The sequence below is a fragment of the Pseudideonella sakaiensis genome (genome assembly GCF_048320135.1).
Taxonomy (GTDB): domain Bacteria; phylum Pseudomonadota; class Gammaproteobacteria; order Burkholderiales; family Burkholderiaceae_C; genus Ideonella_A; species Ideonella_A sakaiensis_A.
The window spans coordinates 2,720,451-2,746,116 of sequence record NZ_CP182947.1 but is presented as its reverse complement, the minus strand read 5'-3'; the positions used below and the strand labels follow the sequence as shown (position 1 = coordinate 2,746,116).

General features: G+C 64.0%; 22 protein-coding genes. 6 read left to right on the top strand and 16 right to left on the bottom strand.

The features are described from left to right. Window positions 1–61: 61 nt before the first annotated feature. The 4 genes from ACNH6H_RS12425 to ACNH6H_RS12410 all read right to left on the bottom strand — a co-directional run bounded on the left by ACNH6H_RS12425 (window position 62) and on the right by ACNH6H_RS12410 (window position 3,221). The gene (locus ACNH6H_RS12425) at window positions 62–847 is read right to left on the bottom strand and encodes an SDR family oxidoreductase (RefSeq protein WP_418318058.1); all 786 of its coding nucleotides are present in this window, start codon (window positions 845–847) and stop codon (window positions 62–64) included. Next, window positions 844–1,536 (bottom strand): LPS export ABC transporter periplasmic protein LptC, encoded by a 693-nt coding sequence (gene lptC / locus ACNH6H_RS12420; protein ID WP_418318057.1) that lies wholly within the window; start codon window positions 1,534–1,536, stop codon window positions 844–846. Before lptC ends, ACNH6H_RS12425 begins: the two co-directional genes overlap by 4 nt. Further along, entirely contained in the window at window positions 1,520–2,095 is a 576-nt protein-coding gene (locus tag ACNH6H_RS12415) for a KdsC family phosphatase (protein ID WP_418318056.1), read from the bottom strand. The genes lptC and ACNH6H_RS12415 overlap by 17 nt, the downstream gene beginning before the upstream one ends. Window positions 2,096–2,225: 130 nt before the next feature. Beyond that, complete coding sequence (locus ACNH6H_RS12410; RefSeq protein WP_418321299.1) at window positions 2,226–3,221, bottom strand: KpsF/GutQ family sugar-phosphate isomerase; 996 nt, start codon at window positions 3,219–3,221, stop codon at window positions 2,226–2,228. A gap of 95 nt (window positions 3,222–3,316) precedes the next feature. Here ACNH6H_RS12410 and ACNH6H_RS12405 point away from each other — a divergent pair, with 95 nt between their 5' ends. Continuing rightward, the gene (locus tag ACNH6H_RS12405) at window positions 3,317–5,326 is read left to right on the top strand and encodes a monovalent cation:proton antiporter-2 (CPA2) family protein (protein WP_418318054.1); all 2,010 of its coding nucleotides are present in this window, start codon (window positions 3,317–3,319) and stop codon (window positions 5,324–5,326) included. 189 nt (window positions 5,327–5,515) lie between these two features. On the opposite strand, the gene ACNH6H_RS12400 is transcribed toward ACNH6H_RS12405, so the two are convergent. From ACNH6H_RS12400 to rpmH, 9 genes are all read right to left on the bottom strand, one after another. Continuing rightward, window positions 5,516–5,983 carry a cyclic nucleotide-binding domain-containing protein gene (locus ACNH6H_RS12400; protein WP_418318053.1) on the bottom strand — a complete coding sequence of 156 codons (468 nt, stop codon included), beginning with the start codon at window positions 5,981–5,983 and terminating at the stop codon, window positions 5,516–5,518. Between the two features lie 86 nt (window positions 5,984–6,069). Beyond that, on the bottom strand, window positions 6,070–7,356 hold the full coding sequence (locus ACNH6H_RS12395; RefSeq protein WP_418318051.1) for a hypothetical protein: 1,287 nt from the start codon (window positions 7,354–7,356) through the stop codon (window positions 6,070–6,072). 72 nt (window positions 7,357–7,428) lie between these two features. Then, complete coding sequence (locus tag ACNH6H_RS12390; protein ID WP_418318050.1) at window positions 7,429–8,037, bottom strand: phosphatase PAP2 family protein; 609 nt, start codon at window positions 8,035–8,037, stop codon at window positions 7,429–7,431. Further along, window positions 8,034–8,714 (bottom strand): START domain-containing protein, encoded by a 681-nt coding sequence (locus ACNH6H_RS12385; RefSeq protein WP_418318049.1) that lies wholly within the window; start codon window positions 8,712–8,714, stop codon window positions 8,034–8,036. The genes ACNH6H_RS12390 and ACNH6H_RS12385 overlap by 4 nt, the downstream gene beginning before the upstream one ends. Window positions 8,715–8,812: 98 nt before the next feature. After that, complete coding sequence (gene mnmE / locus ACNH6H_RS12380; protein WP_418318048.1) at window positions 8,813–10,222, bottom strand: tRNA uridine-5-carboxymethylaminomethyl(34) synthesis GTPase MnmE; 1,410 nt, start codon at window positions 10,220–10,222, stop codon at window positions 8,813–8,815. 37 nt (window positions 10,223–10,259) lie between these two features. Further along, entirely contained in the window at window positions 10,260–12,011 is a 1,752-nt protein-coding gene (gene yidC / locus ACNH6H_RS12375; RefSeq protein ID WP_418318047.1) for a membrane protein insertase YidC, read from the bottom strand. Beyond that, complete coding sequence (gene yidD, locus ACNH6H_RS12370; RefSeq protein WP_418321297.1) at window positions 12,008–12,304, bottom strand: membrane protein insertion efficiency factor YidD; 297 nt, start codon at window positions 12,302–12,304, stop codon at window positions 12,008–12,010. The genes yidC and yidD overlap by 4 nt, the downstream gene beginning before the upstream one ends. A gap of 1 nt (window position 12,305) precedes the next feature. Continuing rightward, entirely contained in the window at window positions 12,306–12,791 is a 486-nt protein-coding gene (locus ACNH6H_RS12365; RefSeq protein ID WP_418318046.1) for a ribonuclease P protein component, read from the bottom strand. Between the two features lie 40 nt (window positions 12,792–12,831). Then, entirely contained in the window at window positions 12,832–12,966 is a 135-nt protein-coding gene (rpmH, locus tag ACNH6H_RS12360; RefSeq protein ID WP_309700985.1) for a 50S ribosomal protein L34, read from the bottom strand. A gap of 335 nt (window positions 12,967–13,301) precedes the next feature. Here rpmH and dnaA point away from each other — a divergent pair, with 335 nt between their 5' ends. The 5 genes from dnaA (at window position 13,302) to ACNH6H_RS12335 (ending at window position 21,117) form a co-directional block, all read left to right on the top strand. Beyond that, entirely contained in the window at window positions 13,302–14,753 is a 1,452-nt protein-coding gene (gene dnaA, locus ACNH6H_RS12355; RefSeq protein ID WP_418318045.1) for a chromosomal replication initiator protein DnaA, read from the top strand. A 311-nt stretch (window positions 14,754–15,064) separates the two neighbouring features. Continuing rightward, the gene (gene dnaN, locus ACNH6H_RS12350) at window positions 15,065–16,171 is read left to right on the top strand and encodes a DNA polymerase III subunit beta (RefSeq protein ID WP_418318044.1); all 1,107 of its coding nucleotides are present in this window, start codon (window positions 15,065–15,067) and stop codon (window positions 16,169–16,171) included. Window positions 16,172–16,379: 208 nt separating this feature from the next. Next, window positions 16,380–18,887, top strand: coding sequence for a DNA topoisomerase (ATP-hydrolyzing) subunit B (gene gyrB, locus ACNH6H_RS12345; protein ID WP_418321295.1), 2,508 nt, complete (start codon window positions 16,380–16,382; stop codon window positions 18,885–18,887). A 131-nt stretch (window positions 18,888–19,018) separates the two neighbouring features. Further along, window positions 19,019–19,972 (top strand): phosphorothioated DNA-binding restriction endonuclease, encoded by a 954-nt coding sequence (locus ACNH6H_RS12340; RefSeq protein WP_418321293.1) that lies wholly within the window; start codon window positions 19,019–19,021, stop codon window positions 19,970–19,972. Then, on the top strand, window positions 19,969–21,117 hold the full coding sequence (locus ACNH6H_RS12335) for a DUF3883 domain-containing protein (protein ID WP_418318043.1): 1,149 nt from the start codon (window positions 19,969–19,971) through the stop codon (window positions 21,115–21,117). Before ACNH6H_RS12340 ends, ACNH6H_RS12335 begins: the two co-directional genes overlap by 4 nt. A gap of 172 nt (window positions 21,118–21,289) precedes the next feature. Here the strand turns inward: ACNH6H_RS12335 and ACNH6H_RS12330 are convergent, their stop codons facing one another. The 3 genes from ACNH6H_RS12330 to ACNH6H_RS12320 form a co-directional block, all read right to left on the bottom strand. Beyond that, a complete protein-coding gene (locus ACNH6H_RS12330; protein ID WP_418318042.1) occupies window positions 21,290–21,865 on the bottom strand; it encodes a HEPN domain-containing protein in 576 nt (191 codons plus the stop codon). Window positions 21,866–21,903: 38 nt separating this feature from the next. Next, window positions 21,904–22,938, bottom strand: a complete 1,035-nt coding sequence (locus ACNH6H_RS12325; RefSeq protein ID WP_418318041.1) for a ParA family protein — start codon at window positions 22,936–22,938, stop codon at window positions 21,904–21,906. Between the two features lie 276 nt (window positions 22,939–23,214). Beyond that, on the bottom strand, window positions 23,215–25,662 hold the full coding sequence (locus ACNH6H_RS12320; protein ID WP_418318040.1) for a DNA/RNA helicase domain-containing protein: 2,448 nt from the start codon (window positions 25,660–25,662) through the stop codon (window positions 23,215–23,217). Window positions 25,663–25,666 lie beyond the last annotated feature (4 nt).

Here is a 25,666-nt window from a genome sequence, read left to right as displayed (position 1 = left end):
TGCCGTCCGGCCAATCAGGCGGTGTGCGAAAGCCCACCGCCTTTTTGTCGTGCGCTGCGCGCTATTCGCTGCGCCGGCGCTTGCGCGGCCGCCCGGCCAGCAACCTGTCGAACAGCGGGTTCGGCAGCGCGCGCATCAGTTTGGCGATGACGCCCATCTGCCAAGGAATCACCCGGTAGCTGGCGCCGGCGGTGATCGCTGCGAAAGCCTTGTCGGCAAACTTGTCGGGCGCCATCAGAAACGGCATCGAATAGCGGTTGCGCTGCGTCAGCGGCGTATCGACATAACCCGGAACAATCGTCACGACGTCGATGCCCTGGCCGCGGCATTCGCCGCGCAGGCTTTCGCAATAGGAAATCACGCCGGCCTTGCTCGAGCAGTAGGCGCCGTGCCCGGGCAGGCCGCGGATGCCGGCGACGCTGGCAATGCCGACCAGCGTGCCGCTGCGCCGCTCGCGCATGCCGCGCAGAAACGGCTGGAAGGTCGCCGCAACGCCGAGCAGATTGGTCTCGAGGCTGGCGCGGAAAACCTCCAGGTCCTCGGCATCCTCGGTATCGATGCCGACACTGATGCCGGCATTCGCGATCACGACATCCGGCAGGCCCTGCTCGGCGATGCAGCGCCGGCTCGCCTCGGCGAGCGACGGCAGGTCGCGCACGTCGGCTGCCCAGGCGCGCGCGCGCGACGGATCGAACTGCTGGGCGGCGATCCATTGCTGCAGCGCATCCTCGCGCCGGGCCAGCAGCGCCAGCCGGTAGCCGCCGCGCGCAAAACGCGCCGCCAGCGCCTGTCCGATGCCGCTCGACGCGCCGCTGATCAGGACCAGCGGACCGCTGCCGCTCGTCATGGGCGAGCACCGGCAGCGCGGCCCGGCGGCGCAAACGTTGCGCGCACACGGCCGTTCAGCTGCAGCCGCTGCGCATCGTGTTTGTAGTCGAGTGCGTCGGCGCGCAACTGCGTCGCACCCTGGCGGATCAGCACCGGCAGATGCGAACGCAGCTCGCCGGCGTCGAGAAAGGCGTGCAGGAATTCACCGTGGAACTCGATCTTCGGCGCGTCACCGGCTGCCTCGCGGACCACCTCGGCACTGCCGAGCAGCTGCACCTCCGATCCGTCGGCATTGCTGATCGCCTGCCGCGCCTTTGCGACCGTCAGCTTGCCGTCGTTGGCGATCGCGCGGATCCGCGGCGCATCGATCTCTATCGTGTCGGTATCCGGGAAGTGACGCAGTTCGCTGCCTTCGATCTGCACCCGCAGCCGGCCGTCGGCGGTATAGCGGCGGACGCTGAAATCGTTCATCGTGTAGTCGGCGATGTGGCGCAACGGCTTCGCCGCCCGCGTACGCTCGACTTCCGGCGCATTCTCGACCAGCCACCAGGTGGCCAGCGCCAGCAGGCCCATCAGCAGCAGCGGCAGGTAGGCGCTGAGGTATTCGCGCAGCTGGTGGGCCAGCGGCAGTGCCGGCGCGGCGCCGGTCCGGTTGCCGGGTGCGCTCGGTGTCAGCCGAGCCGCCGCGGTATCAGTGCCCGCCACCATCGAGCGTCACCAGATGGCCCAGCAGCAGCGTTGCATAGTGGCCGCCGGCGGCCAGCAGCAGGTCGCAGCATTCACGCGCCGCGCCGTGGCCACCGGCAGCCGCCGTGACATGGCCGGCAATCGCCTTCACCTCGAGGTGTGCATTGGCCGGCGCACAGGCAAAACCGGCGCGCGTCATCAGCGGCAGGTCGGGCCAGTCGTCGCCCATCACGGCAACTTCGGGCCAGTCGACACCGAGCTGCTCCAGCAGCGGCGTCGCCGCCGCCAGCTTGTCGGCCGCGCCATAGGTGGCGTGGGCAATGCCGAGGTCGGCAATGCGCCGCCGCACCGCCGGCGAATCGCGGCCGCTGATCACGAGTGGCGTGATGCCGGCGCGCGCCAGCAATTTCAGCCCATGGCCGTCGAGCGTGCTGAAGGCCTTGAACTGCTCGCCGTGCTCACCGATGTAGATCCGGCCATCGGTCAGCACGCCGTCGACATCGAAGATCGCCGCCCGCATCCCCTGCGCCTTCAGCAGCAGTTCGGGGTCAAACCGCGCAGCAGGGTGAAGCATCTTCATCGCATTGGTTGCGCAAGCGCGCGACTCGAAGCCAACTCAAAACGGATCAAGCAGCCGCCGCGGAACCGGCTCTGCCGGGCCGCTGGCGGCGCCCCCCTGGGGGGGTGCGCCGAAGGCGCTCCGGGGGGGGTCATATCACTTTCGCCCGCATCAGGTCGTTGGAGTTGAGTGCGCCAACCAGGCGCCCCGTCTCGTCGACGACCAGCACGCTGGTGATGCGGTATTTCTCCATCACGTCGGCGGCGTCGACGGCCAGGTCTTCGCTGCGTACCAGTTTCGGGCCGGTGTGCATCACCTTCTCGGCATTCAGGCCGCGCAGGTCGGCTTCCTGCTCGATCAGCCGGCGCAGGTCGCCGTCGGTGAAGATGCCGAGCACATGGTCGGTGTCGTCGACGATCGCGCTGAAGCCGAGCCCCTTGCCGGTCATCTCGCGCAGCACCTCGTTCAGGCTGGCCTGCGGGCCGACCTTCGGCAAGGCATCGCCGCTGCGCATCAGGTCGCGCACATGCATCAGCAGTTTGCGGCCGAGGCTGCCGCCGGGATGCGAGCGCGCAAAGTCGGCTTCGCGGAAACCACGCGCATCGAGCAGCGCCACCGCCAGCGCATCGCCGAGCGCCATCTGCGCGGTCGTGCTCGCGGTCGGCGCGAGGTTCAGCGGGCAGGCCTCCTGATCGACGGCGCTGTCGAGCACCAGATCGGCATGGCGGGCCAGCGTCGAGCCAGACCGCCCTGTCATCGCGACCAACGTGACGCCGAGCCGCTTGATCGCCGGCAGGATCGCGCCGATCTCGTCGCTGTCGCCCGAATTCGAGATCGCCAGCACGACATCGGCCGGCATCACCATGCCGAGGTCGCCGTGGCTCGCCTCGCCGGGATGGACAAACATCGCCGGCGTGCCGGTCGACGCCAGCGTCGCCGAGATCTTGCGGCCGACGTGGCCGCTCTTGCCCATGCCCATCACGACGACCCGGCCCTTGCAGTTCAGCATCGTCTCGACCGTCCGCGCAAAACTGTCGCCCTGCCTGGCCTTCAGCCCGTGCAGTGCGGCGGCTTCGATGTCGAAGGTCTGGCGGGCCAGTTGCAGCGCGCGTTCCGGATCGAACGGACGCAACGGCGCGGCGGCCAGCGGCGGGTCGGAAAAGGGTTCTGCGGACAAGGCGGGTCGTTTAGGATCAAGTGGTGTCTGCACCATTGTAGGCATCCACCTTTCCGCACCAATCGATGGCCTCAACGCTGGCGCTGGTCCTGCTTTACCTGCTCGCGGCGGTCGCCGGCGTCGTCGTCTGCCGCTACTTGAAGCTGCCGCCGATGCTCGGCTATCTGGCGGTCGGCGTCGTGATCGGCCCGAATGCGCTCGCGCTGGCGCAGGATTCGGCCGGCGTCAGCTACCTCGCCGAATTCGGCGTCGTCTTCCTGATGTTCGTGATCGGCCTGGAATTCAACCTGCCGAAACTGAAGAGCATGCGCAAGCTGGTCTTCGGCCTCGGGCTCGCGCAGGTGATCCTGACGATCCTCGGCACGGTGGCCGGCCATCACCTGCTGATCTGGATCTTTTCGTTCACCGATCGGCCGTGGGAATTGTCGTGGCAGGGTGCGGTCGTGCTCGGCAGCGCGATGGCGATGTCGAGCACCGCGATCGTCGTCAAGCTGATGGCCGACCGGCTCGAGCTCGAAAGCGAACATGGCCGCCGCGTGATGGGCGTGCTGCTGTTCCAGGATCTGGCCGTCGTGCCGCTGCTGGTATTGATCCCGGCGCTCAATTCGAGCGGCACCGACATGGCGGTATCGCTCGGGATGGCCAGCCTGAAGGCGGTGTTGCTGCTGGCGATCCTGCTCGCCGGCGGGCAGAAGGTGATGCGCTGGTGGCTGACGCTGGTCGCGCGGCGCAAGAGCGAAGAACTGTTCGTGCTGAACCTGCTGCTGACGACGCTCGGCCTGGCCTGGCTGACCGAACATTTCGGGCTGTCGCTGGCGCTCGGCGCATTCGTTGCCGGCATGCTGATCGCCGAGACCGAATACAAGCACCAGGTCGAGACCGATATCCGGCCGTTCCACGACGTGCTGCTCGGCCTGTTCTTCATCACGATCGGCATGAAGCTCGACTGGCGGCCGGTGCTCGACCAGTGGGGGCTGGTGCTGATGCTGAGCATGCTGCCGGTGCTGGCCAAATTTCTGCTCGTCGCCGGGCTGGCGCGGCTGTTCGGCTCGGCGCCCGGCGTCGCATTGCGCACCGGCATCTACCTCGCGCAGGCCGGCGAATTCGGCTTCGTGCTGCTGACGCTCGGCGCGCAGCAGCAGCTGATCGATCCACAATGGCTGAGCCCGGTGCTCGCGAGCATGGTGTTGTCGATGCTCGCGACGCCATTCCTGATCATGTACAGCAACCGCATCGTGATGCGGCTGTCGTCGACCGACTGGCTGATGCAGTCGGTCGCGATGACGACGATTGCGAAGCGCTCGATCAATGCCGAGGCGCACGTGATCATCGCCGGCTACGGCCGCTGCGGGCAGAACCTCGCGCGAATCCTCGATGGCGAACATATTCCGTACATGGCGCTCGACCTCGACCCGGACCGCGTGCGGCAGGCGGCGGCGGCCGGGCAGAGCGTCGTCTTCGGCGATGCGGCGCGGCTGCAAAGCCTGATGGCTGCCGGCCTGGCGCGCGCGAATGCGGTCGTCGTGACATATCAGGACACCAATTCGGCATTGCGCATCCTGCACCTCGTGAAGGACCACGCGCCGAAGGTGCCGGTGATCGTGCGCACGCTCGACGACAGCGACCTCGAGAAGCTGCAGGCCGCCGGCGCGACCGAAGTCGTGCCCGAGGCGATCGAGGGCTCGCTGATGCTGGCCAGCCATGCGCTGGCGCTGGTCGGCGTGCCGATGCGCCGCGTGATCCGCGTCGTGCAGGACCAGCGCGATGCGCGCTACAGCCTGCTGCGCGGCTATTTTCACGGCGCCGACGATGATTCGATCGACGAGCAGAAAACCGCAAGGCTGCTCAGCGTGACGATGCCGCCGGCTGGCGCCAGCGTCGGCAAGACGATTGCCTCACTCGCGCTGCATGCGATCGGCGTATCGGTCGCATCGGTGCGCCGCGCCGCCGGCCAGGTGATGCCGCCCGACGACGAGATGGTGCTGCGCTCCGGCGATACGCTGGTGTTGTCGGGGCTGCCGGAGGCGCTGACGCTGGCCGAGGCGAAATTGTTGTCGGGGGATGGGGAGCGCTGAGGGAGCCGGTTACAGGCGCTGCGTTGTGGGAGGGGCTTCAGCCCCGATTCGGGCTTGCGGCATGCAAACAAATCGCGGCTAAAGCCGCTCCCACTGGCATGCGGGGGTCTTTTGTAGGAGGGGCTTCAGCTCCGTTTCAGGCTTTTGCCATGCGCAGCCATCGCGGCTAAAGCCGCTCCTACATTGGCATCAGGTGAACGGCGTATGCCGCGTCAATGTCGCGCGCATGCGCGTCGCCATCACCGATCCAGCAGCACGCAGGAAGTCGAGCGCGATCGGCGGCACGCGTTGCGCCATCTGCTCGAACCGCTGGCCGCTCAGTGCCCACAAGGTGCACGGCGTCAGCGTGCTGACGCTGGCCATCCGCGGGTTGTCGCCGAACAGGCTGGGCTCGCCGACGATTGCGCCGGCGCGCATGATCGCGATCTGCGAACTGCCCGGCGGCCCGCCGGACACATAAACCTGCAACGAGCCGCGGCCGAGAAAATAACAGACCCGGTCCGTTTCGCCCTGCTGGATCAGCACCTCGCCAGCCTTCATCTCGAACGGAATCAGGTAATTCGCAATCGTCTGCCACTGCGTCATCGAAAAACCCGCCTTGAACGCGTCGGGCGCATTCAGCGTTTCGATGGCTTCGACCAGCTCGGGCAGTTCCATGGCAGCGGTTTCGATGCAGAAGGCTGCAAACGATTATGCGCGGCACCGCGGCTGAGTCAAAGGGCGGCAAACCCGGGGCGAGGCAATCAATACTGTTTTTTGTAGGTGTAGGTCGAGGTGCCTGTGTATGGGAAGTGCATGTCCAGATCGATCTGGCCGCGGGTCCTCAAGGTCCACTCCTTTTCCCATTTGATCAAACCGGTGCAGCGGTCGATGACGCGACCGCGGAACATCAACCGGATCCGGACCGTATCGCCGAGCGACAAGTCGCGCACGCCCGGCAGGTCCTCGCCTCGATAGCGGCAGCCGCTGCCACGCACCGGCAGGTAGCTGTCTTCGCGGATGTTCTTCTGCCCGTTTCTGCGGCCATAGGCAAAGCCGGGCTTGCCGTCGAGGCGGTATTCGTTGGCATCGAGCAGCGCGCCTCCGGCAATCACCATATCGAGCTTCTCCCATTGCTCGCGGCCGCGGCGCCTGACATGGATCTCGCCCTTGATCTCCTGGCTGTATTCACAGCAGTGGCAGTGACCGCGGAAACCGGCCGCCATCTCGAACGCATGGACCAGGTGGATCATGCCGGGCAGGCAATCGGGCGCAGCGATGACCCAGCCCGCCGGGTGCAGCGTTATCGATGGTTCGCCGTTGAGTTCGCAGGCGTGCTCCCGCTCTTCCTCATCCTCTTCGGCATCGTCGGTCGAATCGTGCGGCGCGTCTTCGGTCGGAGGTGGCTGCACAGGTTCGGTCTGCGGCGGCGGGTCCGGCACGGTGCGCAGGCGCCCGCGCAGAAATTCCTTCAGCAGCTCCCACAACGCTGCCACCAGTTCCTTCAGCAGGCCGAAGATGCCCAGCCATTTCAACAGCTTGTACAGCAGGCCCAGCAGAACGAGCATCAGCAGCAACAGCGGGACCAGCCAGAAATACTTCAGCCACCAGCACCAGTCCGGTTCCGTCAGCGGATCAGTCGGCGGCAGTGGCGTCGACGGCGTCGACGACACGGCACCTGCACCGTCGCCATTGCCGGACGAGACATCGCCGCCACCACCTGCCGCAGACCCGGTTCCCGACCCCGGCCCCGACGTCGCCGTCGGCCCACCTGCGGAAGCCGTTGTCCCTGCGGTGGCTGGTGGCGAGGTCGCATCGGGCGTGGCCGCCAGCGGCGGCGCGCCTCCGGCAGGGGCGTCCGGACGGCGATGCCAGCACAGCGCGTTGCCGTACGCCGGATGCTGCGGGTCGACAACCTGGCCGCAGGCTACGAGTCTTCCGAGGCCGGCGCAATGCGGTGCATGCGGAGAGTGCGCACCGAAGCCGCAGACCGGCAGCGGGTGCACATGTTCGACGATATCGGGCGGCGGCACGATGCCGTCTTTGTCCACCCAAACGGGCCTCGCCGTCAAGCGATGTTTCGCCGCTAGGCTTGCCCCTCATCTTGGGGGCTCGCGGGCCGATCAGCGAGCGCGCAACCGCGCATTGGCGACGCGGATCAGCACCGCCAGCAGCAAGCCGGCGGCGACATCGGCGACATGGTGCTGGTGCGTCAGCAGCACCGATGCGACGAGCAAGCCGTACCAGACAGCCAGCGCAATGCGCACGCGCGGGCCGGCAAACGGCCACACCGCCTGCAGCGTCAGCAGCGACAAGGCCACATGCAGCGACGGCAGCAGGTTGTAACGTCCTGCAACCAGTTGCGCCAGATCGGCCAGCGGTGACCAGCGCCCGGCATCGGCCGGTGGATAGGCCAGCTCGGCCGGCAAGACAACGAAGATCGCGCCGGCCAGCAGCACCGCCATTGCCATCCGCCATTCCCAGCGGCGGACGTGCTGCGTGTCGGGCAACATCGTCAACGGCAGCAGCGGCACCGCGAAGACGCTGAAATAGATCAGCCAGGCCGGCGGCCAGTACGGCATTGCCAGCTCCCAGGCCATGTGCACCTGAAAGCGCGTCTCGCGCAGTGCGGTCAATGCATCAGCGCCGTAGAAGACGACCGCAAACAAGGCCGCCAGCCGCAGCGCGGCGAGCAGCACCGCACGTCGCTGCGCTGCGCCACCGCCGCTCACCGCGCCGGCTCGCGGATGAACGGCAGCCGGGCCTGCGCATAGCCGGGTTCGCGGACGATCTCGCGCAGCGCGAGGATCGTCTGCCACGGCGCCTGCCATGACAGCGAGCCGACGATCTCACGCAATACCGGCAACGCGAGGTTGCCACCCGGGTCACCGGCCCCTTCGAACAATACGTCGACCCGGCCGTCGGCGCGCGGCGAGAACACCCAGCGCGATTCGAACAGCGGCATCCGGATACGCTCCGGATGCGGCGGCACGAGCCCGTCCGCCTGCCGGCCCGCCAGCGTCACAACCAGCGTCTGCGGATGCTGCGTCAGCGACCACGCGACCACCGCATCGCGGTCGAGCAGCGGAAACGGCATCGATGTGACGACCAGCGAAACGCCACGCGTCGGCCCGTCGCTGCGCACGCGCTGCGTTTCGCGAACGCGGTAGACCCAGTCCGGCATCCGCTCGCTGTCGAGCAGCACCGCGGTCAGCGCGGACAGTGAGGCGTCGACCACCGTCGTCGCGCGGAATGCCGACGCGACGCCGGGCCGGTTGGCGAGCCAGACGCGCGTCTGCGTCTGCGCATCCTCGCGCTGCAGCACCCAGTCGTCAGCTGATTGCGCACGCGCTGGCGGCCCCAGCGCGATCAATGCCAGCAACAACGCCGCGAGCAAACAGCGTCGCATCATGGACGCCGCGGTGGCAGGCTCGGGGGATCGGCTCATCGAGCAATCATGCTACGCGGCGGCGGCAACAACCAGTTCCCTCGGCGCAGCGGCGCGGGTCACTTGCCGATGCAGAACCGCGAAAAGATCTCGCCAAGCAGATCGTCGGCGCTGAATTCGCCGGTGATTTCGCCGAGTGCGTTCTGCGCGAGGCGCAGTTCCTCGGCGAGCAGGTCGAGTGCGGCGTCGGCCAGCGCCGCCTGGGCTTGTGCCTCGAGCAGGTGTTCGCGGGTGCGGCGCAGGGCGAAGACGTGGCGGCTGCGCGCAATGAACAGGCCTTCGGGCCGGGCATGCCAGCCGGCCAGTTCGAGCAGCTTGCGGCGCAGTGCGTCGAGGCCGGCGCCGGTGGCGGCCGACAGTTGCAGCACCGCGGCATCTTCATCGTCGGTATCCGGCAGCGCGGCATCGGCGGGCAGCAGGTCGGCCTTGTTGAAGACATGCAGCAGCCGGTCGCTGCCGGCATGGTGGGCCTGCAGCCGCTCGGCAATGCGCGCGTCGCCGGCTTCATAGTCGGGCTCGCCGCGCCGCGTCAGGTCGTGCAGAAAGATCACCGCGTCGGCGGCCTCGATCTCGGCCCAGCTGCGCGCGATGCCGATGCGTTCGACCTCGTCGCCCGATTCGCCGAGTTCGCGCAGGCCGGCGGTATCGATCACATGCAGCGGCACGCCGTCGATCTGTATCGTCTCGCTGACCTTGTCGCGCGTCGTGCCGGCAATCGGCGTGACGATCGCGAGCTCCGCGCCGGCCAGCGCATTCAGCAGCGAACTCTTGCCGACATTCGGCTGCCCCGCGAGCACGACCTTGATGCCTTCGCGCAGCAACGCGCCCTGACGCGCCATCGACAACACGCTGTCGACCTTTGCCGCCACCGCATCGATGCGGCCGCGCGCATTCGCCTTCTCGAGAAAGTCGATCTCCTCTTCCGGAAAATCGAGCGTCGCCTCGACCAGCATCCGCAGATTGATCAACTCGTCGCGCAGCTGGTGGATCTCGGTCGAGAAACCGCCGGCCAGCGAACGGCTCGCCGAGCGTGCCGCGGCCTCGGTGCTGGCATCGATCAGATCCGCCACCGCCTCGGCCTGCGCGAGGTCGAGCTTGCCGTTCAGGAAGGCGCGTTCGGTAAATTCACCGGGCGATGCGAGCCGCAGCCCGATGCCGCGGCCGGCCTCGAGGCAGCGCGCGAGCAGCAGCTGCAGCAGCACGGGCCCGCCATGCGCCTGCAGCTCGAGCACCTCTTCGCCGGTATAGCTGTTCGGCGCCGGGAAATGGAGTGCGAGGCCCTGGTCCAGCGTCTCGCCATCGCTGCCGAGAAATGGCAGGTAGCTCGCATGGCGCGGCGCAAGCGGGCGCCCACAGACGGCCTCGATCACCGCATCGATGCGTTGGCCCGACACTCTCACGATGCCGACCGCGCCGCGGCCGGGCGCGGTCGCCACCGCAACGATGGGCTCGGCGTGGCGGGCCAGCATCAGCTGTCAGCGCGGGCCGCAACCTGTCTGGCCGCGATCAGGCCTTCTTCTTCTTGCCCGGCCAGCTGATCTTGCGGTGGGCAACAACGCCGAGCTGCCGGTTGATCATGTACTGCTGCGCGATCGACAGGATGTTGTTCGTCAGCCAGTACAGCACCAGGCCGGCCGGGAAGATGAAGAACATCACCGAGAACATCAGCGGCATGATCCACATCATCCGTGCCTGCATCGGGTCCGGCGGCGTCGGGTTCAGCCACGTCTGCAGCAGCGTCGTGCCGGTCATCAGCAGCGGCAGGATATAGAACGGGTCCTTCGCCGACAGGTCGTCGATCCACAGGATCCACGGCGCATTGCGCATCTCGACGCTCGACAGCAGCACCCAGTACAGCGCAATGAAGAACGGCATCTGCGCAACGATCGGCAGGCAGCCGCCGATCGGGTTGACCTTCTCCTCGCGGTAGATGCGCATCATCTCCTGCTGCATCTGCTGCGGCTTGTCCTTCAGCCGCTCGCGCATCTCCATCACCTTCGGGTTGATGGCCTTCATCTTCGCCATCGATCTATAGGCACGTGCATTGAGCCAGTAGAACGCGGCCTTCAGGATGAACACCAGCGCAACGATTGCCCAGCCCCAGTTGCCGATCAGCGTGTGCAGCTGCGTCAGCAGCCAGAACAGCGGCTTCGACAAGATCGTGAACCAGCCATAGTCCTTCACGAGTTCCAGGCCCGGTGCGATCTCGGCCAGCCGATGCTCTTCCTGCGGGCCGACATACAGCCGCGCATCGATGGTCTGCGTCGCGCCGCCGGCCAGGCTGCCGAGCGGCACGATCATGCCGACCGAATACTGGTTGTTGTCGATCTTGCGCGTGTACATCTCGCGCTGGCGCTTGTCGTTGTTGTCTTCACCGAGCAGCCAGGCCGACGTGAAATAGTGCTGCACCATCGCGACCCAGCCGTTGTCGGTATTGGTCGGGTGGTCCGGCTTCTGGCCGCCGCGTTTCTCGATGTCCTTGAAATCGACCTTGTAGAACTTCTCGGCATCGGTATACATCGCCGGGCCGGTGAACGTGAAATAGAAGCTCGACTCGCCCTCCGGCGCATTGCCGTCGCGCACCAGCTGCATGTACAGCTGCGGGTCGACCGGCTCGCTGCCGGTATTGACGATCTCATGGCGCACGCCGACCAGGTAGCTGCCGCGCTTGAAGCGGTAGGTCTTGATCAGCTTGACGCCACCGGCCTCGGCCGATTCGAACTTGACCTCGATCGCTTCGGAACCGGCGGTCAGCTCGCGCGGGCCGGGCAGCGGCGTCATCTGCGTCAGGTGGTTCGGCAGCGTTGCGCCACCCTGCGCCGGGATCAGGCCGCTTTGCGCCTTGTACAGCCGCGTCGCCGACTGGTCGAACAAGACGACGTTCTGGCCCGGATAGTTGTGGTCGTCGTAGTTCAGCAGCTCGAGGCGCATCAGGTCGGCGCCGCGGCTGTCGAAGGTCGCCTTCACGACGTCGGTCGTGATCGTCACCTGCTCGCCGGTGGGCGCCGGCGCGGCCGCCGTCGGCAGCCCGGTCGCACCCGCCGTCGCGGCGGTCGATGCACTCGGCACCGAAGTCGGATTCGGCAGCGCAGCGGTCGGCGCCGGCACCGAGGCCGACTGCGCCACCGGCTGGGTGGCCGCCGGCGGCGGCGGGCTGAACATCGACGGCTGGCCGGTGTGCTTGTTCCAGGCGTCCCAGATCAGAACCAGGGACATCGAGAACACCACCCACAGCATGGTGCGACGGATATCGGTCATGGAGAATGCTTTTCAGTGTTCGAGGAAGACAGCAAACCGGTGAACAGCCGCATGGGCCGATCGGGTACCGGATCGTCACCCGGCGTGCACCAGGGGTGGCAACGCAACAGGCGATAGGTGGTCAGGGTCGTGCCGACGACAGCGCCGTGGCGATCCAGCGCTTCGATCGCATAAACCGAGCAGGTCGGCACAAACCGGCAGCTGTTGCCAAGCCACGGGCTCAGCAGCAGCCGGTAGATCCGCACCAGCAGGATCAGCAGCCGGCGCGGCAGGTGGACGAGGGTTTGCAGCATCTCAGCCATCACAACGCAACGCAGCCTTCAGCATCAGCTGCTGCAATTCGTCGTGCATCGCGCGGCGCAAGGCCTCCGACGCCGCGCTCGGGTATTTCTTGCGGTCGATCACCGCGCGCAGCCGCACCACCCACATGCCGGGGCGCAGGCTCGGCTGTGCCGGCGGCACCGCAGCATGCGCGGCCGCCCGCATCTGCCGTTTCAGCAGGCTGCGGGTGACGCTGCGCTTGGCATGACGTTTCGGCACCACCAGCCCCAGCCACCAGCCGTCGACCGGCGGCGAAACCGGGGCCTGCGCCGGCAACTCATCCACAAGCGGTGGACAAGCTTGTTCGCGAGCTGTGGATAACTGCTGGATATCCGCCGCCGGGTGAACCCGGCGGGCCGGCGCCTGCTGCAGATGATGGACGGCAAAATGCGGGCTGCGCGCCCACGGTGAGGTACCGAGGACACGTTGGAAATCAACCGGCCGAACGATGCGGCCCATCACGGACGACGCTGCTGCAGGCGCGCTGTGCAGCGCAGGCTCAGACGGCCAGGCGCTTGCGGCCCTTGGCGCGGCGCGCCTTGATGACGGCCCGGCCGCCACGCGTCTTCATGCGCACCAGAAAGCCATGGGTGCGGGCGCGGCGGGTCTTCGAAGCTTGGTAGGTGCGTTTCATGACAGGATATCCACAGGGGTGCCGATTCGGCGGTGAGACTTTCCCGATCTGACACCCTTTGATTCAGCAGGCGTTCAGTCGGCCAGGCGGGGCGATCAGCGCGGCTGACGGCTGCCCGCTGATGGGCCTGCGCCAGTTTGCCGCTGCTGGGCTGGTTTGCCTTGGCGCATCGGGGAAACCGAGCATTAGAACAAAAAGTCTCAATTACGTCAAAGACTTGGCGCATGAACCACATGAGATGCCGCGGTTTTCGAGGGTCTTCCCGCTGTGGATAACCCTTCATCGGCGGCTCTTGGCGGCTAGAATACCGCGTCTGCCATCCAGACTTTTCCACAATGAGCGCTGATCTCTGGCAGCGAGGCTGTGAACGCCTTGCTGCAGAACTGCCTGAACTCCAGTTCAACACCTGGATCCGCCCGCTGCCACCGGCCGTGATCACCGAGTCGGCCGACGGAACCTCCGGCGCGGCCGATGCCGCCGTGGCCACGCTGCGCGTGCCGAACCGTTTCAAGCTCGACTGGATCCGCAGCCAGTATGCGATGCGCATCGAGTCGGTGCTGAGCGAGCTCGCCGGCAAGCCGGTGCGGCTCGAGATCACCTTGTCGGCCGGCGACGCGCCGGCCCGCCACAGCCCGGTCAGCCTCGGCGAGCCGCCGGCACAAAACACCCAGCCCGCCGCCAACGCGCGTGCCGATGGCGCACCGCGCAACGGCAACAACGCCGCATCGGCGAGCAGCGGCCTGACCAGTTTCGATTCGGTGCAGAACCGGCACCGTCTGAATACCGCGTTGACCTTCGACACCCTGGTGCCCGGCCGCGCCAACCAGATGGCGCGCACCGCCGCGCTGCATGTCGCCGGCGCGCCGGGCCACATGTACAACCCCTTGTTCATCTACGGCGGGGTCGGCCTCGGCAAGACGCACCTGATCCATGCGGTCGGCAACTCGCTGCTCGCCGACCGGCCCGATGCCCGCGTGCTGTACCTGCATGCCGAACAGTTCATCAGCGACGTCGTCAAGAACTACCAGCGCAAGACCTTCGACGAGCTGAAGGCCAAATACCACTCGCTCGACCTGCTGCTGATCGACGATGTGCAGTTCTTTGCCGGCAAGGAGCGCACGCAGGAGGAGTTCTTCAACGCCTTCGAGGCGCTGCTCGCGAAGCGTGCCCACATCATCATGACCAGCGACACCTATCCGAAGGGGCTGGCCGATATCGACGAGCGGCTGACCAGCCGCTTCGATGCCGGGCTGACGGTGGCGATCGAGCCGCCCGAGCTCGAGATGCGGGTCGCGATCCTGATGCGCAAGGCCGAGGCCGACGGCACCGCGATGCCGGAAGACGTCGCCTTCTTCGTTGCGAAGAATGTGCGCGCCAACGTGCGCGAGCTCGAAGGCGCGCTGCGCAAGGTGCTGGCCTATTCGCGCTTCTCCGGCAAGGAGATCAACATCGCGCTGGCCCGCGAGGCCCTGAAGGACCTGCTGTCGATCCAGAACCGGCAGATCGGCGTCGAGAATATCCAGAAGACGGTGGCCGATTTCTACAAGATCAAGGTTGCCGACATGTACAGCAAGAAGCGCCCGGCCAGCATCGCGCGGCCGCGGCAGATCGCGATGTACCTGGCCAAGGAGATGACACAGAAAAGCCTGCCCGAGATCGGAGAGCTGTTCGGCGGGCGCGACCACACGACGGTGCTGCACGCGGTGCGCAAGATCGCCGGCGAGCGGCAGAAGAATACCGAGCTGAACCAGCAGCTGCACGTGCTCGAACAGACTCTGAAAGGCTGATACCGAACCAAGCCGATCAGCGTCGCCCGAGCCGACTTTCCATCACCCACCGCCCGACACAATGGCATCGTTTCCCGATGCCACCGGTGCGAGGTCTGTCAAGTCACAAACCTGGGGACAACTTTTTTGCAACCTGGTGCTTGTCCACAGGCCAGCGCCTCCGGCCCAGGTTGTTGTCGATTGCCAAGCACCTTCACAGGCCTGCCACACACAGGGTTCTCAGCGAGTTAACTGCTTGATGGAAAAGAAGAAAATGGCCTTCTCCACAATTTCAACGCTCCTCTACTAAGACTACCAATGAAGAGGTTTAAATGATTGTCCTAAAGGCAGTACAGGAAAAGTTTCTCTCTGCGCTGCAGTCGGTGGCCGGCATCGTGGAGCGCCGGCACACCTTGCCGGTGCTGGCCAACGTGCTGATCCGCAAGAACGACGGCCAGATCGAGCTGACGACGTCCGATCTCGAGATCCAGGTGCGCACCGAAGCCGAACTCGGTGGCGATGCCGGCAATTTCACGACCACCGTCGGTGCCCGCAAGCTGATCGACATCCTGCGCTCGATGCCGGCGGACCAGATGGTCACGTTGTCGGCGAACCAGAACAAGCTGACGCTGCAGGGCGGCAAGAGCCGCTTCACGCTGCAGACGCTGCCGGCCGACGACTTCCCGCTGGTGCAGGAGGCGCCGGATTTCGGCCCGATGTTCAGCGTGCCGCAGAAGACGCTGAAGAACCTGATCAACCAGGTGCACTTCGCGATGGCGGTGCACGACATCCGCTACTACCTGAACGGCATCCTGTTCGTTGCCGAAGGCAGCAACCTGATCCTCGTCGCAACCGACGGCCATCGGCTGGCGCTCGCCCAGGCCACGCTCGAACAGGAGATCCCGAAGCAGGAGGTGATCCTGCCGCGCAAGACGGTGCTCGAGCTGCAGCGTTTGTTGAAGGACGAAGACAGCCCGATTGAGATGCGTTTTGCCGGCAACCAGGCCCGCTTTGCGTTCTCCGGGATGGAATTCGTCACCAAGCTGGTCGAGGGCAAATTCCCCGACTACAACCGCGTCATTCCGAAGAACCACAAGAACCACCTGATGGTCGGCCGCCAGCCACTGCTCGCCAGCCTGCAGCGCGCGGCGATCCTGACCAGCGAAAAGTTCAAGGGCGTTCGCGTCAACCTCGAGGCCGGCACGCTGCGCATCGCATCGAGCAATGCCGAGCAGGAAGAGGCGAAGGAAGAACTCGAGGTCGACTACGAAGGCGATGCGATCGAGATCGGCTTCAACGTGACGTATTTGATGGACGTGCTGGCCAACACGCAGGTCGAGATGGTCAAGCTCGAGCTGCAGGACACCAACTCGAGTGCCCTGTTCACGGTGCCCGACCAGCCCGGCTTCAAATACGTCGTGATGCCGATGCGAATCTGAAGCGGCTCACAGCCGACTGTCAACAAGCGGGCCCCGGCCCGCTTCAGTGTTTTCTGAAGGGGCCTGAAAACCCCAGCGCGGCCCCTCTTGGAGCCGCCCGCAACCGAGTCCTGATGTCATGAGCGATACCCCGAACCTTCCCCCTCAGCCCGATGAACTGCCGCCGGACGACGTGGCCGATGCGCAGAGCATTGCCGATCTGAAGGCGATGCGGGAGGCCACCAGCGCCGCTGCGAGCTCGGCCTATGGCGAGGGCAGCATCCAGATCCTCGAAGGCCTGGAAGCGGTGCGCAAGCGCCCCGGCATGTACATCGGCGATACCTCCGACGGCACCGGCCTGCACCACCTGGTGTTCGAGGTCGTCGACAACTCGATCGACGAAAGCCTGGCCGGCCATTGCGACGACATCGTCGTGACGATCCATACCGACAGCTCGATCAGCGTCACCGACAACGGCCGCGGCATCCCGACCGGCGTCAAGATGGACGACAAGCACGAGCCGAAGCGCAGTGCGGCCGAGATCGCGCTGACCGAGCTGCATGCCGGCGGCAAGTTCAACCAGAACAGCTACAAGGTATCGGGCGGCCTGCACGGCGTCGGCGTCAGCTGCGTCAACGGCTTGAGCAAGTGGCTGCGGCTGACGGTGCGCCGTGACGGCAAGGTGCACTACATGGAGTTCAAGCAGGGCATCCCGCAGGACCGTGTCGTCGAGGTGCGCAATGGTGTGGAAGTCAGCCCGATGAAGATCATCGGCGAGACCGAGAAACGCGGCACCGAGGTGCACTTCCTGCCCGACCTCGAGATCTTCTCGAACCTCGACTTCCACTACGAGATCCTCAGCAAGAAGCTGCGCGAGCTGAGCTTTTTGAACAACGGCGTGAAGATTCGCCTCGTCGACGAGCGCAACAACAAGGAAGACATCTTTGCATTCGCCGGCGGCGTGAAGGGCTTCGTCGAATTCATCAATACCGGCAAGAAGGTGCTGCACCCGACCGTCTTCCAGGCGATGGGCGAGAAGGTCAGCGACCAGGGCACGACGATCACCGCCGATGTGGCGATGCAGTGGAACGACGGCTACAGCGAGCAGGTGTTGTGCTTCACGAACAACATCCCGCAGCGCGACGGCGGCACCCACCTGACCGGCCTGCGCGCAGCGATGACGCGCGTCATCAACAAATACATCGAGGACAACGAGCTCGCGAAGAAGGCGAAGGTCGAGGTGACCGGCGACGACATGCGCGAAGGCCTGACCTGCGTGCTCAGCGTGAAGGTGCCCGAGCCGAAGTTCAGCAGCCAGACCAAGGACAAGCTCGTCAGCAGCGAGGTGCGCGGGCCGGTTGAAGACGTCGTCAGCAAGGCGCTGAACGACTACCTGCTCGAGAACCCGACCGACGCGAAGATCATTTGCGGCAAGATCGTCGAGGCCGCACGGGCTCGCGAGGCCGCCCGCAAGGCGCGCGAAATGACGCGCCGCAAGGGCGTGCTCGACGGCATGGGCTTGCCCGGCAAGCTGGCCGACTGCCAGGAGAAGGACCCGGCGCTGTGCGAGATCTACATCGTCGAGGGCGATTCGGCAGGCGGCAGCGCGAAGCAGGGCCGCGATCGCAAGTTCCAGGCGATCCTGCCGCTGCGCGGCAAGATCCTGAACGTCGAGAAGGCGCGCTTCGAGAAGCTGCTGACCAGCAATGAAATCCTGACGCTGATCACCGCACTGGGCACCGGCATCGGCAAGGGCTCCGGCGGCGACGATTTCGACGTCGAGAAGCTGCGTTATCACCGCATCATCATCATGACCGACGCCGACGTCGACGGCGCCCACATCCGCACGCTGCTGCTGACCTTCTTCTACCGCCAGATGCCCGAGCTGGTGGAGCGCGGCCACATCTACATCGCGCAGCCGCCGCTGTACAAGGTGAAGGTCGGCAAACACGAGGAGTATCTGAAGGACGGCAACGAGCTCGACGCCTACCTGCTGAAGGTGGCGCTGAACGATGCGCGGCTCGAGACGGGCCGCACCGGTGAAGACGGCAACCCGACCGTGCTGCAGGGCGAGACGCTGGAGGCGCTGGCGCGCAGCTATGTGCTGGCCAACAACGTCGTCAAGCGCCTGTCGAAGTGGATGGACGTCGAGGCGCTGCGCGCGATCGCCGACGGCCAGGAGCTCAACCTCGACACGCTCGAGGCCGCCGAGGAGTCAGCCCGCGGCCTGAAAGGCTCCGTCCACGATGCCGAAGTGACCGCCGAATTCGACGAACGCAGCGACAAGCACATCCTGCGCATCAGCCGCATGCACCACGGCAACGTGAAGAGCAGCGTGCTGACGGCCGACTTCGTCCACGGCGCCGACTACGAAGTGCTGAGCACCGCCGGCAAGACCTTCAAGGGACTGGTGACCGAAAACGCGATGATCAAGCGCGGCGAAGGCGAGCGCCAGAAGGAAGCCAAGGTGACCGACTTCCGCGAGGCGATGGCCTGGCTGATCGCCCAGGCCGAAAACGCCGTCGGCCGCCAGCGCTACAAGGGCCTCGGCGAAATGAACCCCGCCCAGCTGTGGGAAACGACGATGGACCCGAACGTGCGCCGCCTGCTCCGCGTGCAGATCGACGACGCGATCGAGGCCGACCGGGTGTTCACGATGCTAATGGGGGATGAGGTGGAGCCCAGGCGCGACTTCATCGAGACGAATGCGTTGAGGGCGGCGAATATTGATGTGTGATTTTTCCGCGACGCGTATTTGCGCGTCGATCGGGCCGATGTATCGTTGAAGTCACTGAGCAGGATTGCATAACCCCGAAACCTTAAACGCCAGTTCCGGAGAATCTAGTGCCACAGAGCTCAGGACCACGGCTGGCGGACAAGGCGGAAATTCTTACTGCGTTCCAGAGCATTCGCCGCGCTCAGATCGGTGGTCGATATGCTCCCCATAAACCGCTGCTGATCTTGCTGGCGCTCGGCAGGGTTCAGCGAGGCGAGCCACGGCTGGTTGCGTTCTCTGCGATCGATGGCGAGATGAAGGCACTGCTGCAGGACTTCGCGCCTCGCAGTGCGGTGTCATCCAGACACTACCCCTTCTGGCATCTGGCGACTGATGGGCAGGGGACGATCTGGGACCTGATGGGCCCGAAGGACTTGCTGACGCGGCCTCCCGCAGCAACGCCGTCATTGGGTGAGCTGCGATCGCGCGATGTCGAGGGTGGCTTTCCACCTCCGATCGACGATGCGCTGCGGAATGTGCCGGGGCTGATCGAAGCCGTCGCGCAGCAACTTCTCGACAGCTGCTTTCCTGAAACACTGCACAGCGACATCGCGGCCGCAGTCGGTCTTCGCCTGGATCCTGTTCCACAGGTTGGCGACGCGGCGGCTGACGGAGTCGAGTACACGGATGTTCGGCGAGCACGAAGAGATCGCACGTTTCGTGAAAGGATTCTTCGTGCCTATGAGTACCGTTGCTGCGTCTGCGGCTTCGACTTGCGGATTGGCCAGACATCGGCCGGCCTTGAAGCGGCACACATTCGTTGGCATCACCTCGGTGGCCCGGATGTCGAGAAAAACGGCTTGTCACTCTGCGCGCTGCACCACAAGCTCTTCGACCTCGGCGTGTTCACGGTCGAGCCGATGGAGCAGCGAGTCGTGTACAGCCAGCACGCCATCGCGGGTGATCGTGGCGCGGATGGTGAACTGAGATACCACGGGCGCACGCTGCTGCCGCCGCAACATCCGGACCTGCTTCCCGCGCCGGAGTTCCTGGGCTGGAACCACGACAACGTGTTCAAGAAGCCGGGGAGGGTGTTTCAGCCGTGACGCTCAGCCTGGCCGATTTGACGAGCGCTGCGGCCGTGCAGGCTGCGCTCGACCAGTATGCATTGCTCGGTCAGGAGGAGTTCTTGCGGCGCCATGGATTTGGCCGTGCCAGCAAATTCCTTGTTCTCAATCCGCGCACCGGCGAATGGGCGGACTCCAAGGCGATCGCTGGCGTCGCCGTCGGTCTGCAGCATGTCGGCAGCGGTGGCTTGAAGGCCTCCGACTTCTCGGGCGGTGAAGCAACTGTTGTCCGGTGCCTGATCAATCTTGGATTTGAAGTTCAAGACATTGAACAGATCCAAGGTCGGGACTGGGGCGAGCACGAAGTCGCGTTGATCGTTGCCGACTACCTTCAAATGCTTATGGCTGAACTCGCAGGTCAGGCATACAACAAGACGTTGCACAGGAAGCGGCTGATGGCCGTTCTGCCGGGCCGCTCGGCGGGTTCGATCGAATTCAAGCATTGCAACATCAGTGCGGCGTTGATCGAGCTCGGCTACCCGTACATCAAGGGATACAGACCTCGCGCGAACTTCCAGAGATCGGTCCTTCTGCAGGTCGTGCTCGAAAAACTTGGCGAAGCAAGCATGCTGGATGAAACAGCGCTGGCAGCGGTCGAGCGTCCAGCAGTGGTCGTCGAACTCGATGATTTCCGCCGCGTGAAGACGGATGCGCCGAGGATGGAACCTGCGGCAAACGAACCATCGCCCGCCTATCTCAGACCACCCGTGCGTCGCGACTACTTTGCGCGCGAAGCACAAAATCGCTCGCTCGGGCAAGCAGGCGAGGAGTTCGCATTGCGGTTCGAGCGCTGGCGGCTCATCGAGTCCGGCGCAGGGCAGCTTGCTGATCGGGTGAATCACGCATCCAAGACCGAAGGCGATGGTCTTGGCTACGACATTCGATCGTTCGAGGCCGACGGCAGCGAGCGCTTCATCGAGGTGAAGACGACGGCTTTCGGCGACCGCACGCCGTTTTTTGTTTCAGCGAACGAGTTGGCGTTTTCGAAGCAGCATGCGGAGCGTTTCAGGCTCTATCGTTTGTTCGACTTTCGCGCCGCGCCGAAGTTGTTCGAGCTTGGCGGGAGGATTGATCGGCATTGCAGTTTGGATGAGGCTACGTACAAGGCATCCTTCTCTGGCTAGCGGACTTGGAGATATCAAGAGCTAAGTCGGGATGACTGAAATGCGGCAGACGTGCTTGATCGGCCTTGTAGATTCAACTTCGGCCTTCGACCCGTCGCAGCCACTCGCCGCTTCCGGCCAGTTGTCAACCGCGCAACGCAAGCCGACATCCATTTGGTCGCGCTGTGCGCCCTCACCAAGGCCTGACTATTCCATGCTGCGCGGCAATGTGGGAGGCCAACCCCCGGTCTGTCCTGTCACACACTTGCACCAAGAACCTACGCGTATTACCCAGTATCCTGCAGTTTAGTGTCGCGGCACCACTCGAATCCACATTCCAGGAGTTCGCTGGGATAGCGAATCCATGCGCAAAGCTATGGCGCAGCTTTAGGATTTCATCCAATGTATTGCGAGCAACCAGCGACGCTGATATTGTTGTGCCACCAAACTTAACATTCAACCAATGGGGCCATGGATCGAAACTTGTGTATTTCAGTAGCAGGTTCCGACAGTTGTCGCTGTTGGGAGTATTGAACTTTTTTAGCTCAATCTCGAGCTGAGCCTTGAGTAAATCATGCATGGCCGAGAAGCGAATATCGGTCGGCCCCGCCGTCGCCGAAAAATACTCCAAGGACAGGGCCTTTACATAGGCGTCCCATGCTGCAACTTGATTGGCGAGCGCGGCGTGTAGCAGAACAACTTTTGTCGGGAACCCTGCTTTTTTCCGAATCTGGGCAGCGTTAATGCAGAGCAGATCGGCTCGAGCCATAATTGTTCGAAATGTCCCCTGAGCCGCGGAAGACATATTCAGAGAAATTCCATAAGCTTTTTAAGCGATTCCTTATAAAGCTTTAACGGACCAACGTTTACTTGAACCCGCTCTCCATTCAAATTCTTCGGGCCCGCTTTGAGCGCGTGAATTGGCGTCCCGGTGAGCGCTAGCACCACAGAAACAGCGTGGAAGTCTGGGAAGTCGACAAATCTATCCGCAACCGCAATCCTTGGATAAGCGAAAATCGAACGATGCTTGGCGGCTAGTGCCTGTAGCGTGCTAACGATCGCCTTGTTTGCCGCTTGATGCGCTCTACTAGGTTCGCCATCGAAAAGGGTAACCCTGTTTGAAACAAAGGTGTGCAATTTCGGAAGCGATAATCCTTCTTCTTTCGCCCGCTTGTAAAAGCTAAGGCGCGCAAAGCTAGCGATGTATTCATCGCCCTGTCCGTAAAGCAAAGCAATAATGTTCTCAATTCCCCGACGCGAACTTTCATCGGCGGTAAACGGAATAACGATATAGTCGGCCGCAGCGATTGCCAACTGAGTGTATACGGCGAAGCTCGGATTGCAGTCGATGAAAAATACACAGTCACGCTCGCGAGATTCTCGGATGTTGTCCTGCAGGTCACGTACCCAGCTGGTAACCTTTTTCCAGGCGTCTCGGGGGACGGAAAGTTGTGCAGTTTGACGAATTGCTTCTCCGAGCACTTCAACTAAATTGTCGCCGCACACTAGGTAAAGATTGCTTGATACTTTATCGTTGTGATCCTTCATCTTCACGGCGAACCGTGCGGCGTCGGGAATTTGACTGAATGGCGAATTTAGCCGCTGTTCCAAATATCCACCGACACTGAGCCGACTCGCGTCAGGCGTCAGAAACTTCCGCAGATTTTTTCCGCCTTCAAGTTGACCGCCAAGTAGCATCTCCGAGGTGTTCGCTTGCGGGCACAAGTCTAAGACGATGACGTCAACCTCGGGATGGAGTTGAGCGTATTCACATGCGGCGATGAAGCAGAGAAAGCTCTTGCCTACTCCACCCTTGTTGTTCCAGAACGCGTACGACGACATCGGTTTGGCCCCTACGAAAAGAGTGGATTGTCCACGAGTCAACTGCGGCCTACCCGCGCCACGCTTTGAGCACCTCAAAGCAAAGACACGCTGCCGAGACAGCATGTTTGGATCGGCCTGGCATAGGCCTGCGCCGCGTACGGTTTAGGAAGCGGGCACGATCGCCTCGCGGGGTGCCAAGTCTGCTTTTAATTCTTCAGCCCTTGGTCGGGTCGCTGGACTGTGCGACAACAACAGGCCGGACATCCAGTTCAACGATATTTCACGATTCCCTCGCTAGGCGCCCCCGGGTGCAACAACTACCAACATCTCAGCGATAACGGCCAATCCCGCTTCGTCATCTGTGAGATTGACAAGAATCGGCTCGAACCCCTCTCGATCCGAATCCGGCTTCAAGGTAATCCGCTCGTGCCGCCACCCACCATCCTCGTCCGCCACCTTGTCGCTTGAATAGACCTTGATCGTGTACCTGCCGCCCGTCTCCGGGTCTGAGATGCTGCGGTGCTGGACGACGACGACCTTGCCCTGACGGCTGCCAGTAGGATTGGCGCGGAAGAGGCACCAGGAGCCGTTGGGGATGCGGCGGCTCATTGACTCGCCAATTACCTGTGCGACGAACAAGCCGGGCTGTGGGCGCACCCAGTCGGGAAGCGCGACCCAGTCGTCGGCGCCGCCTTCGAGTGCTTGTGAGTCGGAGAAGGCCCCGGCTGCAAATTTCAGGTCGACCAATGGCGCTGAGACGATCCCCGCGTCTCGCTCCTGCTTCGATACGCGGCGGAGCGGACAGACGATTGATTGGGAGGGCGAAGAGGCTGGCGATGGGGCAGCGGCCGGCGCCGCAGCATTCGCTTTGTCAGCCCTTGCCGTGCGCAGCCGCGACCGAATATGGGCCGCGAGCGGCGCATCGGTGCAATAGACGTAGCAGCCCTTCATGCCCCGGGTCATCAAGGTCCGATAGGTGTTCTTGACGATCAGATCGGCGAGGGTAGCCGCGTTGTCGGGGTCCGTCTTCAGCCTCGACTTCAGGCCTTTCACCGACTGGTCCGAAGATGCGCGCCTGGTCGCATCGGTCACGACGCGACCGTCGCGGTAGGCGAGATCCGGTCCGATGATCACGCCGACGTAGTCCAGCTCGAGGCCCTGGCAGGTGTGGATGCATCCCACCTGTTCGACCGAGCCTGGCGTCACGATCCACAAACTGCCATCCTTGTCGAGATTCCAGCGGCGCCGGTAGTCGAACTCGGGCAGCTCGATATCCCAGGCCTGGGGGTCCCTTTTGCTGGGCCATTTCCAGCAATAGCCTGCCACGACTCGCGAGCGGTTGTTGGCCCGGTTCTTCAGCTCGATCAGCGCATGGAGGTCGGCCGGGTTGTCGAAGATTCGGAAATCGTATTCGGCAGTGTCGAGGGTCGTGTTCGCGGCTTCGCGCTTGCCCAAGGTGTTGTCCAGCCATGCGAGGTAGCCGTCCGAGCCGTTGCACCTGAATTGCGACGACAGCTCCAGCTCCGTCACCTCGGCGCCGAGCGCGCGAGCGTGGCGCCGCAGTTCTTCTGCGTGGCCGATGTCGAGCAGGGTGACGCGCTGGTCGTCGTCGACGAAGAACACGGTGCAGCGGGCGGCGTTGATCAACTCCTTGATCTGGTTTTCACCAAGGTTGCGATACAGACCGCTCTTCTCGTTCAGCCGGTGCGCCTCGTCGACGATCAGGGTGTCGTAGCAGTCGGACTCGTTGTCGACGAAGGCACCTGAGCCGGTGAACAGATTGCTGATTCGCGTCTTCGTGAAGGTGCCCGTCAACTTGGCTTCGTAGACTGCGCGTGGGGCTCGGTTCTTCGAGACATAACGGGCATTGCGCTTGCGCCCTATTAGCGCGCCGAGCAGGTTGATCGCGATCACCGACTTTCCGGTGCCGGGCCCGCCTTGAACGATGACGACCTGCTTTCGCTCTGCAGCGCGTGCATCGGCTTCAAGAATGGCTTCGTGAGCGACTTTCTGATCGTCGATCAGCACGAACTCGGGCTTACCCTGCAGCATGCCGGCCACGCAGTCGATCAGCAGCTTCGAGGGCCGGATGCGACCGTTCTCGATGGCATAGAGCGCGCCTTTGCGGTCGCCATATCGCACATGATTGCGAATGAATGCCTGCAGCTTCGCGCGTTCGCGGGCCAGGAACAATGGCGCGCGTTCCAGGTGTTCGCGGTAATGCGGGTGGTCGATTTCGCCGTCGCGCGGGTGGTTGTGCAGATAGGCGCAGGGCTGCAGTGTCATTGCGCCGTCTTGCACCGCGGCATTGAAGTCCTGCAGGTAGGCGGCATACGACCAGGCCTGGTACGACGGATGTGGCCCTTCCAGTTCAGCCGAACGGCCGCCGCGGCGTGCCCAGACAATGGCGTCCTTCTCGCTGCGGCGCGATTCCGACCACTGCTTGAGTTCAACGATGATGACCTTGGTGCGATCGCTGGCGTCCTCGCCAGTGATCACAAAGTCGATGCGCTTCGATGTCTGTGGCAGCTGATATTCGATCGCGACGCCTGCATCGTCGGGAATCTCCTCGTCGTTCAAGACCTTTGCCATCTCCAGCAACGAGAACTTCCAGGACTGGATCTCCGACCGGCCGACGCCATGGCCAGTCGAGGCGCGGAACTGCCGCGACATCATGTCCTCGATGTCGTCGCGAAGTGCGTGATGGAGGAACTGGGACTTGCTGGCCTGGTAGATGATCATTGCA